The 15,718-nt window shown below is 68.0% G+C and carries 13 protein-coding genes; 3 read left to right on the plus strand and 10 right to left on the minus strand.

Translation table 11 applies throughout. The annotated features are described in order from the left end of the window. Positions 1-217: 217 nt before the first annotated feature. From ACFE6Z_RS14705 to ACFE6Z_RS14720, 4 genes are all read right to left on the minus strand, one after another. A complete protein-coding gene (locus ACFE6Z_RS14705) occupies positions 218-2,326 on the minus strand; it encodes an ABC transporter ATP-binding protein (protein WP_375386446.1) in 2,109 nt (702 codons plus the stop codon). After that, the gene (locus ACFE6Z_RS14710) at positions 2,323-4,050 is read right to left on the minus strand and encodes an ABC transporter ATP-binding protein (protein WP_375386447.1); all 1,728 of its coding nucleotides are present in this window, start codon (positions 4,048-4,050) and stop codon (positions 2,323-2,325) included. The genes ACFE6Z_RS14705 and ACFE6Z_RS14710 overlap by 4 nt, the downstream gene beginning before the upstream one ends. A gap of 157 nt (positions 4,051-4,207) precedes the next feature. Continuing rightward, complete coding sequence (locus tag ACFE6Z_RS14715) at positions 4,208-5,281, minus strand: AI-2E family transporter (RefSeq protein ID WP_375386448.1); 1,074 nt, start codon at positions 5,279-5,281, stop codon at positions 4,208-4,210. Between the two features lie 41 nt (positions 5,282-5,322). Then, the gene (locus tag ACFE6Z_RS14720) at positions 5,323-6,120 is read right to left on the minus strand and encodes a potassium channel family protein (protein WP_375386449.1); all 798 of its coding nucleotides are present in this window, start codon (positions 6,118-6,120) and stop codon (positions 5,323-5,325) included. Between the two features lie 134 nt (positions 6,121-6,254). Here ACFE6Z_RS14720 and ACFE6Z_RS14725 point away from each other — a divergent pair, with 134 nt between their 5' ends. Beyond that, positions 6,255-7,649 carry a DUF2252 domain-containing protein gene (locus tag ACFE6Z_RS14725; protein WP_375386450.1) on the plus strand — a complete coding sequence of 465 codons (1,395 nt, stop codon included), beginning with the start codon at positions 6,255-6,257 and terminating at the stop codon, positions 7,647-7,649. A gap of 77 nt (positions 7,650-7,726) precedes the next feature. On the opposite strand, the gene ACFE6Z_RS14730 is transcribed toward ACFE6Z_RS14725, so the two are convergent. From ACFE6Z_RS14730 to ACFE6Z_RS14750, 5 genes are all read right to left on the minus strand, one after another. Next, positions 7,727-8,200: a heat shock protein transcriptional repressor HspR gene (locus ACFE6Z_RS14730; protein ID WP_375386451.1), complete on the minus strand. Its 474-nt coding sequence runs from the start codon at positions 8,198-8,200 to the stop codon at positions 7,727-7,729. Positions 8,201-8,205: 5 nt separating this feature from the next. After that, positions 8,206-9,198 (minus strand): DnaJ C-terminal domain-containing protein, encoded by a 993-nt coding sequence (locus tag ACFE6Z_RS14735; RefSeq protein ID WP_375386452.1) that lies wholly within the window; start codon positions 9,196-9,198, stop codon positions 8,206-8,208. A 6-nt stretch (positions 9,199-9,204) separates the two neighbouring features. Then, the gene (locus ACFE6Z_RS14740; RefSeq protein ID WP_375386453.1) at positions 9,205-9,837 is read right to left on the minus strand and encodes a nucleotide exchange factor GrpE; all 633 of its coding nucleotides are present in this window, start codon (positions 9,835-9,837) and stop codon (positions 9,205-9,207) included. A gap of 11 nt (positions 9,838-9,848) precedes the next feature. Then, on the minus strand, positions 9,849-11,717 hold the full coding sequence (dnaK, locus tag ACFE6Z_RS14745) for a molecular chaperone DnaK (RefSeq protein ID WP_375386454.1): 1,869 nt from the start codon (positions 11,715-11,717) through the stop codon (positions 9,849-9,851). Positions 11,718-11,884: 167 nt separating this feature from the next. Next, positions 11,885-12,436, minus strand: a complete 552-nt coding sequence (locus ACFE6Z_RS14750; RefSeq protein ID WP_375386455.1) for a hypothetical protein — start codon at positions 12,434-12,436, stop codon at positions 11,885-11,887. Between the two features lie 147 nt (positions 12,437-12,583). On the opposite strand from ACFE6Z_RS14750, the gene ACFE6Z_RS14755 reads away from it, so the two are divergent. After that, positions 12,584-14,029, plus strand: coding sequence for an MFS transporter (locus tag ACFE6Z_RS14755; protein ID WP_375386456.1), 1,446 nt, complete (start codon positions 12,584-12,586; stop codon positions 14,027-14,029). A gap of 57 nt (positions 14,030-14,086) precedes the next feature. On the opposite strand, the gene ACFE6Z_RS14760 is transcribed toward ACFE6Z_RS14755, so the two are convergent. Further along, the gene (locus ACFE6Z_RS14760) at positions 14,087-14,689 is read right to left on the minus strand and encodes a MarR family winged helix-turn-helix transcriptional regulator (RefSeq protein ID WP_375386457.1); all 603 of its coding nucleotides are present in this window, start codon (positions 14,687-14,689) and stop codon (positions 14,087-14,089) included. Between the two features lie 124 nt (positions 14,690-14,813). Here ACFE6Z_RS14760 and ACFE6Z_RS14765 point away from each other — a divergent pair, with 124 nt between their 5' ends. After that, positions 14,814-15,566: a hypothetical protein gene (locus ACFE6Z_RS14765; protein WP_375386458.1), complete on the plus strand. Its 753-nt coding sequence runs from the start codon at positions 14,814-14,816 to the stop codon at positions 15,564-15,566. The last annotated feature ends 152 nt before the right edge of the window (positions 15,567-15,718 follow it).

Raw genomic sequence — 15,718 nt, forward strand, 5'->3', positions numbered from 1 at the left:
CAGACACGCGCGATGGATCTCGCAGCCACCCCAGCCCGGATGTCCGCCAGCTGGCAGACATGCGCTGCTCATGTCTGCCAGCTGGCGGACACGGGCGAGGCACGCAGCCCACCGGCACGCGCAAGCCCGACCGCCAGAGATACGGAGCGCGCCGGATGCCGGCATCCGGCGATCGCCTCACCCCGCACGCCTGCGGGGTGAGGTTCGCGCCGGACGCCTACGCCTCGGTACCGAGCGGCGCGGAGTCGCCCGGTTCGACCGCCTGCGATGAGCCGCCGCCGGCGGTGACGGGGATGCTGCCGGTGAGCGTCTGATCGAGGAGTGCTGCCTCAGCGTCGAGATCGTTGGCCGCCTGCTCGAACTGCGACTGGTACAGCCGCCAGTAGGCGCCGCGCGCGGCGATGAGCTCTTCGTGCGAGCCCTTCTCGACGATGTCACCGTGCTCCATCACGAGGATGAGGTCGGCATCGCGGATCGTGGAGAGCCGGTGGGCGATCACGAACGACGTGCGCCCCTCGCGGAGCGTGTTCATGGCCTGCTGCAGGAGCAGCTCGGTCCTTGTGTCGACGGACGATGTCGCCTCATCGAGGATGAGCACCGACGGCTGCGAGATGAAGGCGCGCGCGATGGTGATGAGCTGCTTCTCTCCCGCCGAGACGTTGGAGGCGTCTTCGTCGAGGACCGTGTCGTACCCGTCGGGCAGCGAGTGGACGAAACGATCCACTCGTGTCGCGGTGGCGGCCGCCACGATCTCGTCGTCGGTGGCCGACTCGCGGCCGTAGCGGATGTTCTCGCGGATCGTCCCGGCGAACAACCACGGGTCCTGCAGCACCATGCCGGTGCGCGAGCGGACGTCATTGCGGCTGAGCTCGGCGATGTCCTGTCCGTCGAGGAGGATGCGCCCGCCGTCGAGCTCGTAGAACCGCATGATCAGGTTGACGAGCGTCGTCTTGCCCGCGCCGGTGGGCCCGACGATGGCAACCGTCTGACCGGGCTCGACCCGGAAGGACAGATCGGTGATCAGCGGGCGCTCCGGGAGGTACGAGAACCTGACGTGCTGGAACTCGATGACTCCGTCGCCGTTCACCGAATCCGGCGCGTCGTCCGAGTCGGGTTCCTGCTCCTCGGCGTCGAGCAACTCGAAGACCCGCTCCGCCGACGCGACGCCCGACTGGACGACCGCGGCCATCCCGCCCAGTTGCGACAGCGGCTGCGTGAACTGCTGCGAGTACTGGATGAACGCCTGCACGTCGCCGAGTCGCAGCTGGCCGCCGGCGACCATCACGCCGCCGAGCACCGCGATGCCGACGTAGGTGAGGTTTCCTATGAAGGTCATCCCCGGCATGATCACATTGGAGAGGAACTGGGCGCGGAAGCTGGCCTCATAGAGCTCTGCGTTCTCGATCTCGAACTTCGCACGCGAGTCTTGCTGGCGGCCGTAGACCTTCACGAGCGCGTGCCCGGAGAACGACTCCTCGACGCGCGCGTTGAGCGTACCGACCTTGCGCCACTGGATGCCGAAAGCCTTCTGCGACTTGGGTCCGATCACTCCGAAGATGACGGCCATCAGCGGCAGGGAGACGAGCGCGACCAGGGCGAGCTGCCACGAGATCGAGAACATCATGATGAGGACGCCGATGACAGTCAGTACCGAGGTCAGGGCCGACGACAGCGACTGCTGCATGGTCTGCGTGATGTTGTCGATGTCGTTGGTCACGCGGGAGATGAGGTCGCCGCGCTGCACCTTGTCGAAGTACGACAGCGGCAGGCGGTTGATCTTCACCTCGACGTCCTGACGCAGACGCCACATCGTGCGCACCATGATCACGTTGATGACATAGCCCTGGATCCAGCTGAGGAAGGAAGACACGACATAGATCGCGAGCACTGCGACTATGACGATGCGCAGGGCGTTGAAGTCGACGCCGGTGCCGACCGAGAAGGCGTCCATCGCACCGATGACGTTTGCGTAGTCGGTCTGGCCGGCAGCCTGGAGGGCGGCCACCACATCGGCCTGCGATGTGCCGGCGGGGAACTGGCCGGCGAGCGCGTTCGAGGCGACACCCTCGAAGATGATGTTGGTCGCCTCGCCCAGAATCTTGGGGGCGATCACTGCGAGCACCACGCCGATCGCGCCGAGGATCGACACGATCGTGAACGACACGGCGTGCGGCTTCAGCAGGCCGATCAAGCGGCGGAAGCTCTTGCCGAAGTTCGACGCCTTGCCGGGCTTGACGCTGTCCCAATCGCCGGAGTTCTGGCGAGCCTGCTCGGCGAGCTCGAGTTCGAGCTGCTCCTCTTCGGAGACGATATCGGGAGTGCTCATGCCTGCACCGCCAGTTGCGAATCGACGATCTCTCGGTAGGTGGTACTGGACTCCAGAAGCTCTTCGTGGGTTCCGATGCCGGCCATCCGTCCGTTGTCGAGGACCACGATGCGATCGGCCTCGGTGATCGTCGAGACGCGCTGGGCGACGACGATCTTGGTCACGTGCGGCAGTTCGCGCCACAGCGCCTGCCGGAGCCGTGCGTCGGTCGTCAGATCGAGCGCGGAGAACGAGTCGTCGAACACGAGGATGTCGGGCTGGTGGACGATCGCACGCGCGATCGCGAGACGCTGCCGTTGGCCGCCCGACACATTCGTGCCGCCCTGCGCGATGCGCGCGCCGAGCTTGCCCTCCATCTGCTCGACGAAGTCGCGTCCCTGCGCGATCTCGAGGGCTGCCCAGAGTTCTTCGTCCGTCGCTTCCTCCCGGCCGAAGCGCAGATTCGAGGCGACCGTCCCGGAGAACAGGAACGGTCGCTGCGGAACCAGGCCGATCCCCTTCCAGAGCAGATCCAGGTCGGCCGCGCGCACGTCCACCCCGCCGACGAGCACCTCGCCGCCGGTCACATCGAACAGACGCGGGATCAGCGACACGAGCGTGGTCTTGCCCGCGCCGGTCGACCCGACCACGGCCACCGTCTCACCGGGCGCCGCGTCGAAGGTGATCCCCTGCAGCACCGGCTCTTCGGCGCCCGGGTAGGTGAACTCGGCGTCGCGGAACTGCACCGCACCTCGAGAGGGGAAGACGGACACCGGGTTCGCGGCGCGCACCAGCGTCGATTCGCTGGCGAGGACCTCGCTGATCCGTTCCGCCGAGACGGCGGCCCTCGGGATCATGATCACCATGAAGCTCGCCATCAGCACGCCCATCAGGATCTGGGCGATGTACTGCATGAAGGCGAACAGGGTGCCGATCTCGATGGTGCCGTCGTTTACCTGGACGGCGCCGAACCAGATGACGCCGACGACCGTGACGTTCAGCACCAGCATCGCCATCGGGAAGAGGAGGACGAACAGTGAACCGACCTTGCGACCCACCACCATGATGTCGGTGTTGGCGACGCCGAACCGCTCTTCTTCGATGTCTTCGCGCACGAATGCCCGCACGACACGCACGCCGGTCAGTTGCTCGCGCAGGACCCGGTTGACGGCATCGAGCTTCTTCTGGAACTGACGGAAGAGCGGCACCATCCGGCTGACCACGAGGAGCACCATCACCAGCAGGACCGGCACGGCGACGGCGATCAGCCACGACAGTCCCAGGTCCTGACGCACCGCCATGATGATTCCGCCGATCGCCAGCAGCGGAGCGGTGACGAGCATCGTCGAGCCCATCATCGCGAGCATCTGCACCTGCTGGACGTCGTTCGTGTTGCGGGTGATGAGCGAGCCAGGGCCGAAGGACGAGACCTCGCGCTCCGAGAACGCGCTCACCTTCTCGAAGAGGTCGCGCCGGATGTCGCGGCCCGCCGCCATCGACGCCCTCGCGGCGAAGTAGGTGGCGATGATCGCCGCCACGATCTGGCCGAGCGAGATCGCGAGCATCAGGGCTCCGGTGGACCAGATGTAGGCCACATCGCCCTGCGAGACGCCCTGATCGATGATGTCGGCGTTCAGTCGCGGCAGGTACAGCGTCGCGACCGCGGAGATGATCTGGAACACCAGCAGGGCGGCCAGCAGCCAGCGGTACGGCTTCAGATAGCGGAAGAGGAGTTTTCCGAGCACGGTGTCTCCGATGGGTCGGTGGGCGCTCGACGAAGATCGGACGCGTGCGCGAGGCATCCGTCGGAGCATCCTCAGAGTACGACCAACCCCCGACACCCTCCAACCACCGGCGTACGCCCTGAGCGGAAGGATTCGCGGGAATAAAACCCTGCGACGGTCAGCCTGTCTCCGACGAGGGCGACCGCGCAGCATCCGCGTCCCCCGACAGCCACCTCAGCCAGCGCGCTCCCGGGTCGCCTTCGAGCACGAGCGCCCGCACCAGCAGGGTCAACGGGATCGACAGGATGGCTCCGAGCGGGCCGATGATGAACGTCCAGAAGATCACCGAGAAGAAGCTCAGCGTGAGACTCAGGTTCACCGCATCGCTCACGAACTTCGGCTGGACGAGCACCTGAAGGGTCACGTTGACGACGCAGTAGATGGCGACGACGGCGAGCATGAGCGGCCAGCCGCCCACGACGAGCGCGAGCACCGCGGGCGGGACGAGTCCGAGCACGAAGCCGATGTTCGGCACGAAGTTGGTGACGAACGCGAGGATCGCCCACACCGCGGGCGCCGGCACGCCCAGTGCCCACAGCGCGAGGCCGTCGATGATGGCCACGACCGCGCCGAAGGATGCGTTCACGATGTAGTAGCGGCGTACGCCGCGGTTGTACGACTGGAATCGCGCCACCGTCGAACGGATCCCCGCGCCGAACTGCGCTTCCGCGCGCGCGTACCGCGACCCGTCGGCGGCCATGAAGATGACATAGGCGAGCACGAAGAAGAACGCGGTCAGCACGCTCAACACGGTTCCGCCGAGCGAGGTGGCGACACCGATGATCGCGGAGGGATCCAGCATCCCGGATGCTGCGTCCGTCGCCTGCTGGTCGAGCCCGGCCGACTGCAGCCAGGCGACGACGTTCTGCGCCGAGGCGCGCAGCTCGTCGGAGTAGCTGCCGACGAGCTTGACGAACTGGGTGCCCGCGAAGAACATCAGCGCGGCCAGCACCGCGAGGATCAGGTAAGAGACCACGATCACGGTGGTGGTCGCGAGCCACCTGGGCCAGCCTCGCCGCTCGAGCGGGTGACGGATGGGGTGGCAGATGATGACGATCACCGCGGCGAGCGCCAGAGGACCGACGAGTTCGCGCGCGAGCGAGAGTCCCGCGAGGGCGATGACCGTCGCAGCGAGTCCGATCAGCACGCGCAGGGTCGGCGAGAGCACAGACGGAGCCGGCGCGGCAGGCACGGGCGCGGGCTGAGCCGGCGGGCGACGTCGGAACGGGGTCATCACGAGCCCGACGACGGACTGGTCGAAGAGTCGGCCTGGCGAGCCGCGAGCCGCTCGGCCTCGACGCGGTGCTGCGCCTGCACGAGGGCATCCGTCAGCGCTCTGACGTCCCCGCGGCTGGCGGGGATGGCGTCTTCATGGCCTCGGGTGGCGCGTTCGACCACCCACGAGGAGATCGTCGCGACGACGAGACCGACGAACACCACGCCGCCCGCCATGAGCACGACGGCCGCGACCCGGCCGGGGATCGTCACGGGCACGTAGTCGCCGTAGCCGACGGTCGTCACCGTGCAGAACGCCCACCAGACGGCGGCCGGGAACGACGTGATCGATGCCCCTGGCGCATGCCGCTCGACTTGCACCTCGACGAGCGAGATGTACCAGATGAGCAGGAGCGCCGACCCGACACCGTAGATCAGGAGGCGCGCGCGGATGGAGCTGCCCGCCGTGCGCGTGAACGAGGCGATCCTGGTGAATGCGTCGAGCAGCTTCACCGGTCGGAGCGGGGGCACGATCGCCAGCACGAGGTCGAATTTGTGGGTGCGGGCCCACAGTCGTCGCGGGTTCGACAGCGAGAGACGCACGAGGTAGTCGACGATGAATATCAGCCAGATGACCGAGATGACGAGCGTGGTGACGATGGCCGCCAGGCCCTGAACGTCGCCGATGACGTGCACCGTGTAGGTGATGAGAAACACGCCGGCGGCAATCGCCAGGGGCCAATAGGTCAGCTGCGCCCAACGCAGGCTCCGGGGCGTCTCACCCCGCGTGTCTTCGCGGAGGATCTTCGTCGTCATTTCTGCACTCTAAAGGCGGATGCCCGCTCGCCCCCGTAGACCCGCTGGGCAGGCGGGCGACGGCCGCTCACCCGCGCAGGATGATGTTGCCGCCCTCCCCTGCGCCGCCGGCCGGCCCGGGTGGACAATGAGCCATGACCGACGCCCCGCCCCGCCCCCTCGCCCAATCGTGGACGCCGCCGCCGTCGCTGGCCGATCTGCTGGCTTCGGGTCGGGAGGTGCGTGCGACGGTTCCGCGCCGGAACCTCGCACGGCGCGTGGAGGCCCCACGCGACCCGATCGGCATCCTGGACCGGCAGAACGCCTCACGGCTGCAGGAGTACCTGCCGCTGCGCGCCGAGCGCATGTCGGCCAGTCCGTTCACGTTCTACCGCGGCACGGCCGCGATCATGGCCGCCGACCTCGCGAGCGACCCGGACTCCGGCATCCTCGTCGCGTCCTGCGGCGATGCGCACGTGTCGAACTTCGGGTTCTACGCCTCGCCGCAGCGCACACTCGTCTTCGACCTGAACGACTTCGACGAGGCCGCGTGGGCGCCGTGGGAGTGGGACCTCAAGCGGCTCGTCACGAGCATCGTGATCGCGGGACAGTCGACGTCTCGCGACGACGCTGTCATCAGGGATGCTTCGCTCAGCGCCGTGCGCACGTACGCGAGGGCGATGGAAGCCGGCGTGAAGCTCAGCCCCCTCGTCCGCTTCTACGAGCACTTCGACGCGGGCGCGCGGCTGGCCGGGATGGACCCGGAGAGCCGCAAGACCATGCGCACCGCCATGAAGGACGCTGAGAAGCGCACCGCCGAGCGGGCGATGCGCAAACTGACGACGGTCACGGGCACCGGCCGGATCGCGTTCGTCGAAGCCCCCCCGACGATGACGCACGCCCCCGCGGAGATCGAGTCGCAGCTGAGCGAGCTCCTGGACCGCTACGTCGTGACGACCAGCGTCGACATCCGTCTGCTGCTGCGCCACTACACCGTCTCGGACATCGTGCGGCGGGTGGTGGGTGTCGGCAGCGTGGGCACGCGGTGCTTCCTGCTGCTCCTGCAGGACGGCGCAGGCAACGCGCTGTTGCTGCAGGCGAAGGAGGCGGTGCGCAGTGTGCTGGAGGAATACGGGCACGTCACCCAGCCGCAGGCCCTCGTCGACCACGTCGCGGAGTTCGGCGAAGGCGGTCGGGTCGTGGCGCTGCAGCGCATCCTGCAGGCGGTGTCCGATCCGTTCCTCGGCCACCTGCAGGTCACCGAGAACGACACCGACTACTACGTACGCCAGTTCCACGACAAGAAGGGGAGCATCGAGATGGACACCCTCGACGACGTGCCTTTCGCCCGCTACGCGGATGTCTGCGCCACGACGCTCGCGCGTGCGCACGTGCAGTCGCAGACCGCCGCGCTCGTGGCCGGCTACATCGGAAACGGCCGGGTCGTCGGCGAGTCGATCGTCGAGTGGGCCTACGCCTACGCCGACCTATCGCGCGCCGACTACGCGCTGTACCTCCAGGCGCGAGGGATCACGCCGCCGGTCGGCTGATCACGACTGGGAGGCGTCGGGCGGCGAGACAGTCTCGCGGGAACGGACGGCGGTGTCGGGATGCTGCCGCGAGCGCGTCAGTCCTCGTCGAGGTCGTCGGGGGTGGGTTCGCCGGCGTCCAGCAAGCGGCGCGGCTGCCAGAGCATGACCTCCCGCGTGCGCCGCACGCGGGTGCCGTGGCGCAGCGACACCACCGAACCGGTCGATCCGGCCGCGAACACCCGGGCCCCCGGGCGGTTCTGCAGCTCGGCCTGCACGCGCGCCTCGAGGTCGCGCACGCGGAAGTGCAGTTCGCGCACGCGCTCTTCCAGTTCGATGATGCGGGCGATGGCGGGCAGGCTCATGCCGTCGCCCGACATGCGCGCGACTTCACGCAACTGCTGGACGTGGCGGAGCGAATAGCGGCGCGAGCCGCCCTGCGTGCGGGCGGGCACGACCAGGCCGATCCGGTCGTACTGGCGGAGGGTCTGCGGGTGCATGCCCGCGAGCTCGGCCGCGGCGGCGATCGCGAGGATCGGCGAATCCTCGTCGAGCTGGTCGTGGTCGACCATGATCGCTACCCCCGAGCCTTGGCCATCAGGTCGGCGCGCGGGTTCTCTTTGGGCTCGAGTTCGTGGAACTTCTCGAGCGCGGCGCGGGCATCATCCTCGAGGTGCGACGGCACAGCCACCTGCACCTCGGCGAGGAGGTCGCCGGTGCCCTTTGACGTCTCGACACCCCGGCCCTTGACGCGCAGGACGCGCCCGGACGGAGTGCCCGGGGCCACCCGCAGCTTGACGGGATCGCCGCCGAGCGTGGGCACCTCGATCGTCGCGCCGAGCGCCGCCTCGGTGAAGGTCACCGGCACGCTCACCCGCAGGTTCAGCCCGTCGCGGGTGAAGACCGGATGCGGTCGCACCGCGATCTGCACGACGATGTCGCCCGTCTCGCCGCCGTCGGGCGACGGGCGACCGCGGCCGCGCAGCCGTATCTTCTGTCCGTCGGCGACGCCGGCGGGGATCTTCACCTTGAACGGCTTGCCGTCATCACCCTGGAGCGTGATGGTCTCGCCCTTGGTCGCGGTGATGAAGTCGATCGTCGTGCGCGCGGTGACATCCGCGCCGCGCGTCGGCCCGCCGTAGCCGCGGAAGCCGCCGGTGGTCTGGCCGAATCGGCCGGAGCCGAATCCCCCGCCCTGCTGCTGGTTGAACATCGTGAAGATGTCGTCGAAATCCTGCGGGTTCTGCGTGCGCGCGCCTCGACCCTGCCCGAACATGCTGAAGACATCTTCGAAGCCGCCGGCGCTCTGGCCGCCCGCGGTGAACCGGGCGCCCGAGCCCATGGCGCGGATCTGGTCGTACTCCTTGCGCTGCTCGACATCGGAGAGCACCGAATACGCTTCGCTGATCTCCTTGAACTTCGCCTCGGCCGCGGTGTCGCCCTGATTGGAGTCGGGGTGGTACTTGCGGGCGAGCTTGCGATAAGTCTTCTTGAGATCGGCGTCCGCGACGCCCTTATCGACGCCGAGCACGGCGTAGAAATCCTTGTCGAACCAGTCTTGGCTGGCCATGGCGTGCTAAACGGTCCCTGAGCCAGGCGAAGGGTCGGCCGGCACGGCGACGACGACCTTGGCGGGTCGAAGCTCGACCGTGCCGAGACGGTAGCCCGTCTCGACGACCTCGAGGACCGTCGGCTCGGTGACGCCGGGGGTCGGGGCCTGGAAGATAGCCTCGTGCTGCTGCGGGTCGAAGGCCTCGCCCGCCGCGCCATAGCCGACCAGTCCCATCCGCTCGGCGAGCGTGCGGAGCTTCTCGGCGATCGCGAAGAAGGGCGTGCCCTCCTGCAGGTCGCCGTGCTTGTCGGCGCGATCCAGATCGTCCAGCACCGGGATGAGGCCCTTGGCGGCCTCTCCCTTCGCACGCTCGAGCTCGCGCTCGCGCTGGTCTTCGGTCCGGCGACGGTAGTTCGCATACTCGGCCTGCAGCCGCTTGAGGTCGCCCAGCAGAGCGGACTCCAGGTCTGCCAGGACAGCGTCTTCGGCAGCAGCATCCGAGTTCTGCGTCGCCCCCAGGATGTCGTCGACGGTCAGCTCTTCCGTCGACGCCGCGGCGGAGCCGGCGGATTCCTCCGCCGGCTCCTGTGCGGGCTGCCCACCGGACGACTCAGGGCCGTCGTAGCCCTGCGGCTCTTCGTGGTCCTTCTTCGACATGGGTTCTCGTCCTACTTCTTCTCGTCTTCGTCGTCCACGACCTCGGCATCGATGACGTCCTCCTCGGACCCCGACGGGGCCTCGCCCTCCGGTGCACCCTCGGGCGCAGCATCCGGAGCCGACTGGGATGCCTGCGACGAGGCGTAGATCGCTTCACCCAGCTTGCCCTGGCTCGCCGTCAGCTTGTCGAACGCGGCCTTGACCGCGTCGTCGTCCTCGCCGGCGAGCGCCGTCTTGAGCGCATCGACATCGCCCTGCACCTCGGTCTTGACGTCGGCCGGGAGCTTGTCGTCGTTGTCCTTGATGAGCTTGTCGATCGAGTACGACAGGGTCTCGGCCTGGTTGCGGGTCTCGGCGGAGTCGCGACGCTTCTTGTCTTCGGCGGCGTGCTCCTCGGCCTCGCGCACCATGCGCTCGATGTCGTCCTTCGCGAGCGACGAGCCGCCCGTGATCGTCATCGACTGCTCCTTGCCCGTGCCCTTGTCCTTGGCGGACACGTGCACGATGCCGTTCGCGTCGATGTCGAACGTGACCTCGACCTGCGGGATGCCGCGGGGCGCCGGTGCGATGCCGGTGAGCTCGAACGTGCCCAGCGGCTTGTTGTCGCGGGTGAAGTCGCGCTCGCCCTGGAAGACCTGGATCGCGACGGACGGCTGGTTGTCGTCGGCCGTGGTGAAGGTCTCGCTGCGCTTGGTCGGGATGGCGGTGTTGCGCTCGATGAGCTTGGTCATGATGCCGCCCTTGGTCTCGATGCCGAGGCTCAGGGGGGTGACGTCGATGAGCAGGACGTCCTTGCGCTCGCCCTTCAGCACGCCGGCCTGCAGGGCGGCGCCCACGGCGACGACCTCATCGGGGTTGACGCCCTTGTTCGCCTCCTTGCCGGCCTCCTTCTTGACGAGCTCGGCGACGGCGGGCATGCGGGTCGATCCGCCGACCAGCACGACGTGGTCGATGTCGCCGACCTTGATGCCGGCCTCGCGGATGACGTCCTCGAAGGGCTTCTTGGTGCGGTCGAGCAGGTCCTTCGTGAGGTCTTCGAACTTGGCGCGCGTGATCGTCTCGGACAGCGACACCGGGCCGCTGTCGGTCAGCGACAGGTAGGGCAGGTTGACGCTGGTCGACATCGAGGAGCTGAGCTCCTTCTTCGCCTGCTCGGCAGCCTCCTTGAGGCGCTGCAGCGCGATCTTGTCGCCCGAGACATCGACTCCGGTCGTGTCCTTGAACTGCTTGATGAAGTAGTCGACGAGACGCTGGTCCCAGTCGTCGCCGCCGAGGCGGTTGTCACCGGCGGTGGCGCGCACCTGGATGGTCGAGAAGTCGTCGTCCTTGCCCACTTCCAGCAGCGACACGTCGAACGTTCCGCCACCGAGGTCGAAGACGAGGATGAGCTCGTCCTCCTTGCCCTTGTCGAGGCCGTAGGCGAGCGCTGCCGCGGTCGGCTCGTTGATGATGCGCAGGACGTTCAGGCCCGCGATCTCGCCGGCCTCCTTCGTGGCCTGTCGCTCGGCGTCATTGAAGTACGCGGGAACGGTGATGACGGCATCCGTCACCGTGTCGCCCAGGTACTCTTCGGCGTCGTGCTTGAGCTTGCCGAGGATGCGCGCCGAGATCTCCTGCGGCGTGTACTTCTTCCCGTCGACGTCGAACGTCCAGTTCGTGCCCATGTGGCGCTTGACGCTCGCGACGGTGCGGTCGACGTTGGTGACGGCCTGGCGCTTGGCGGTCTCGCCGACGAGCACCTCGCCGTCCTTGGTGAACGCCGTCACGGACGGCGTCGTGCGGAAGCCTTCGGCGTTCGCGATGACCTTGGGCTCGCCGCCCTCCAGCACGCTCACGACCGAGTTGGTCGTTCCGAGGTCGATTCCCACTGCACGGGGCATTGTGTCTCCTTGATCGTTCTGGGACTGCGACGGATGCCGCGCCCCGGGGTGTATTCGTCTGTGAAAGTCGGCGGACTCGAGGTTGAGCCCTGATGACTCAAGGCTAGCGAGGGTGCGTAACGGTGTCAAATGAACTTGATACGCTCTGGCTCAACTTTCAGGAACGCTCAGACTGCGTGGCCGAGCACCTGCAGGAACACGACGATGAGCGCGAGCACGACCAGGGCGAGCAGCACCAGCAGCTGCTTCCACCACGTGAGCTTCGAGCGCCGCACGGCGAACCATCCGACGACCGCGAGCGTGACGACGTACACGCCGATCGCCGCGATCAGCGCCGTCTCCAGCGGGAGGACTCCCACCCACGCGAGCACTAAGAGGATGCCGGGGATCAGCACCGTTCCGAGCGCGCCGCCAGCGACCTGGAAAAGGAGGCCGAGCTCGTTGCGGCTCGGAAACTCCTGATGCACCGCCAAGTGCGAGATGACGTCGGAGACGAACCCGGCCGCGGTGATCCCGAGCACGCCCAGGACGAGGGCGAAGAACGCGTGGTCGGCCTCCGCGTGCCCACTGGCCCACACCACGAGCACGATCGCAAGGCCGGTGAAGGTCGCGTAGACCCGCTCCTTGAAGTACATGACGAAGGCGTCGCCGGTGCCCTCGAACTCGGCGAGGCGATCCTGTGCGCGACCCTTCCTTCGGCGCGGCGACGGTCCGGTCATCTCTCCCCCGTTCCGCGCACCGCGCTGCAGCGAGCCTAGCGGCGCGTCGCGGAGTAGCCTGGGCTCGCCCGCGACGCTGCGGGCGAGGCATCCTGCCCGAGGGGATGCGTCACACTCCGTTCACCCACCCAGCTGAGAGTGATCGCTATGAGTTCGCACGAACCCGAAGGCTCGCCGATCATTCCGCCCCCGACCGCGAACAGCGGCGCGATCGCGGCGATGGGTGCAGAGCTCGACCCCGATCGGGTCGTCCCCCGCAAGCAGGTCGTGTCGTGGGCGATGTGGGACTGGGCGACTCAGCCGTTCAACTCCGTCATCCTGACGTTCGTCTTCGTCTCGCTGTACCTCGTTTCCGACAGCTTCCTGCCGCCGGACATCGCCGCGCAGAACGCCAACGGCACGATCGAGTGCTCATCGGCCGCCTACACGGCCACGCAGTACTGCCAATCGCTGTCCGATCTCGCCGGGTGGTACGGCTGGGTGGCGTTCGCCGCCGGCATCCTGATCCTCCTTCTCGCCCCCGTACTCGGGCAGCGCGCCGACGCGAAGGGCACCAAGAAGCGATGGGTGATCGGGAGCACGGTCATTCTGGCGCTTCTCCAGTTCGCGCTCTTCTTCGTCTACGCAGAGCCGGTGTTCTTCTGGTTCGGCGCCGCGATCGTCGCGATCGGCTCGGTCGTCTCGGAGATCGCGGGCGTCAACTACAACGCGATGCTGGTCGAAGTCTCCACCCCCCGGTCGATCGGGCGCGTGAGCGGCCTCGGCTGGGGCCTCGGATACATCGGCGGCATCGTCGCGCTCGTGATCGTGGTGATCCTGAACCAGTTCTCGTGGTTCGGCCTCGACGTCTCGGGCGGACTCGCGTACCGGCTGATCGCGGTCGGTGCGGGCGTCTGGACCATCGTGTTCGCCCTGCCGTTCGTCTTCAATGTGCCCGAGACGCCCGCGCGCAGCGACCGGCCGCACGTCGGGTTCTTCGAGAGCTACGTCGTGCTGGTGAAAGACGTCATCGCCCTCTTCCGCAACCATCGCTCGACGTTCTGGTTCCTGATCGCCAGTGCCGTCTATCGCGACGGGCTGGCGGGCGTCTTCGCCTTCGGCGGTGTACTCGCGGCGGCCGCATTCGGCTTCACCCCCACCGAGGTGATCATCTTCGGCATCGCCCTCAACCTCGTCGCGGGCATCTCGACGATCGCCGCCGGCCGGCTCGACGATCGCTTCGGGGCGCGCACGGTCATCGTCTTCGCGCTGTCGATCCTCATCGTCAGCGCCCTGTTCGTCTTCTTCTTCCACGAGGGCGGCAAGACGGTTTTCTGGATCGGCGGCATCGTCCTGTCCGCAGCCGTCGGGCCCGCTCAGGCCTCCAGCAGGTCGCTCCTCGCACGGGTGACACCGGCCGAGATGCAGGGCGAGGTGTTCGGCCTGTACGCGACGACGGGCCGAGCGATGAGCTTCCTCTCGCCGCTCCTGTGGGCGCTGTTCATCGGATGGTTCGGCGCGACGTACTTCGGCATCCTGGGCATCACGATCATCCTGGCCCTCGGCCTCGTGCTCCTGCTGTTCGTGAAGCTTCCGGCGCACCGGCGTCTCTGACCCTCGGGCCTTGCCGTATGTCCGTCCGGGCGTCCGGGCGTCCGGGCGTCCGGGCGTTCAGGCGCGAGGCCAGGCATCGGCGAGCTTCGTCAGGAGACGTGCGAGGTCGGCCCGCTCCTGATCTGTGAACGCGGCGAGCGCGGCCTCGACGGTTCCCCGCCGCTCACCGCGGAACCCGCGGACCAGGGCGGCTCCGGCATCCGTCAGCACAATGCGAGTCCGACGCGCATCGGCCGGATCGGCTTCGCGCCGCACCACGCCCAGGTCGACGGACTGCTGCACGAGCCGCGATGCACGGGGCTGGTCGACGCCGATGGCTGCGCCGATCTCGCTGACCGTCAGGGGATCGGATGCTGCGGCCAGCGCCTCGAGGAGCCGGAGGCGCGCCGGACCGCCGAAGCGCGCCTGCATCGCCTCGGGCCACCCAGGCCCCCCGGGCATTGCATGACCGGTTCCGTATCCATTTGGGTGACCGTGGCCGTGCGGACCTCCGTGTGCGTGCGATCCGCGAACGCCCCACGGCCCTCGCCATTCGCTCGGCTGCCCGTCGACCTCCCCCCGGCCCTCAGCCCAGGGCGGCCGCCGCCGACCGCGCAGCCGAGCGAGCGCGGCGGTGATCGCCTCGACGGGGTCGGGCGGGGTCGCGGGGGAATCGGACATGAGAGAAGAATACATGCCACTTGACATGTATCCAGGGTTCATGTCACACTACATATACATGCCACCTGACATGCATATCTCGCCGGAGAGCCAACGCCCCGGCCCCTCACGCAAAGGAAACACCATGAACACCGATGACAACATCAACGAGAACATCAACGAAGACTCCGCCGGCGACGCGACCGGCCGTCCGCTCGGGTACTGGCTCCGGCTGGTCGAGCGGCAGATCGCCGAGGCGTTCGCCGCGGAATTCGAGGCCGACGGCTTCGATCGCCGCGAGTGGATGGCCCTCAACCTCCTGTCCGGCGAGGTCGGCGACGAGCGGTTCGCCCGCATCGCCGAGCGCATCGCTGAACGGGCGGGAAAGCACGGCGGCAAGCTGTTCCGCACCCTCGCCGAACAAGGCCTGGTCACCGAGACCGACGGCGTCTGGACACTGACCGACGAGGGACGCGCCAAGCGTGCGGCTATGAAGGGCCGCGTCGACGCGATCCGCGAGCGGGTCACCGCCGCGGTCTCACCCGAGGACTACGCCACGACCGTGGCCTCACTCGAGGCCATCGCCCGCGCACTCGGCTGGGATGGGAGCGAACGGATGCCCCGTGGCTTCGGTCGCGGTCGGGCCGGTTTCGGCCCCGGCTTCGGCCGCGGGTTCGGGCACCGCGGATTCGGCCCCGGCGCGGGCTTCGGCCCCGGCTTCGGCCGCCCCGACTTCGGTCACGGGCACCCGGGCTGCGGTCCCGAGGCTCACGACGAGCGCGGACAGCACCGTCACCCGCACCACGGTGCACGCGACGGCCGCAAGGGTGAGCGCGCATTCGAGCGGGGTTTCGAGGCGGGTTTCGCCGCGGCATCCCGCGTCACCTCGCAGAGCTGACCTCTCGGTCACGAACGGCACCCCAGCTTCGGCCGGGGTGCCGTTCGGCGTTCCCGCAATGCACCCTCGACCGTCGTAATGCACCCTCGATCGTCGTAATGCACCCTCGCCGAGGGTGCATTGCGAGAACCGAGGGTGCATTGCGGGAACCG

The sequence above is a fragment of the uncultured Microbacterium sp. genome (assembly GCF_964244775.1).
Classification (GTDB): Bacteria; Actinomycetota; Actinomycetes; order Actinomycetales; family Microbacteriaceae; genus Microbacterium.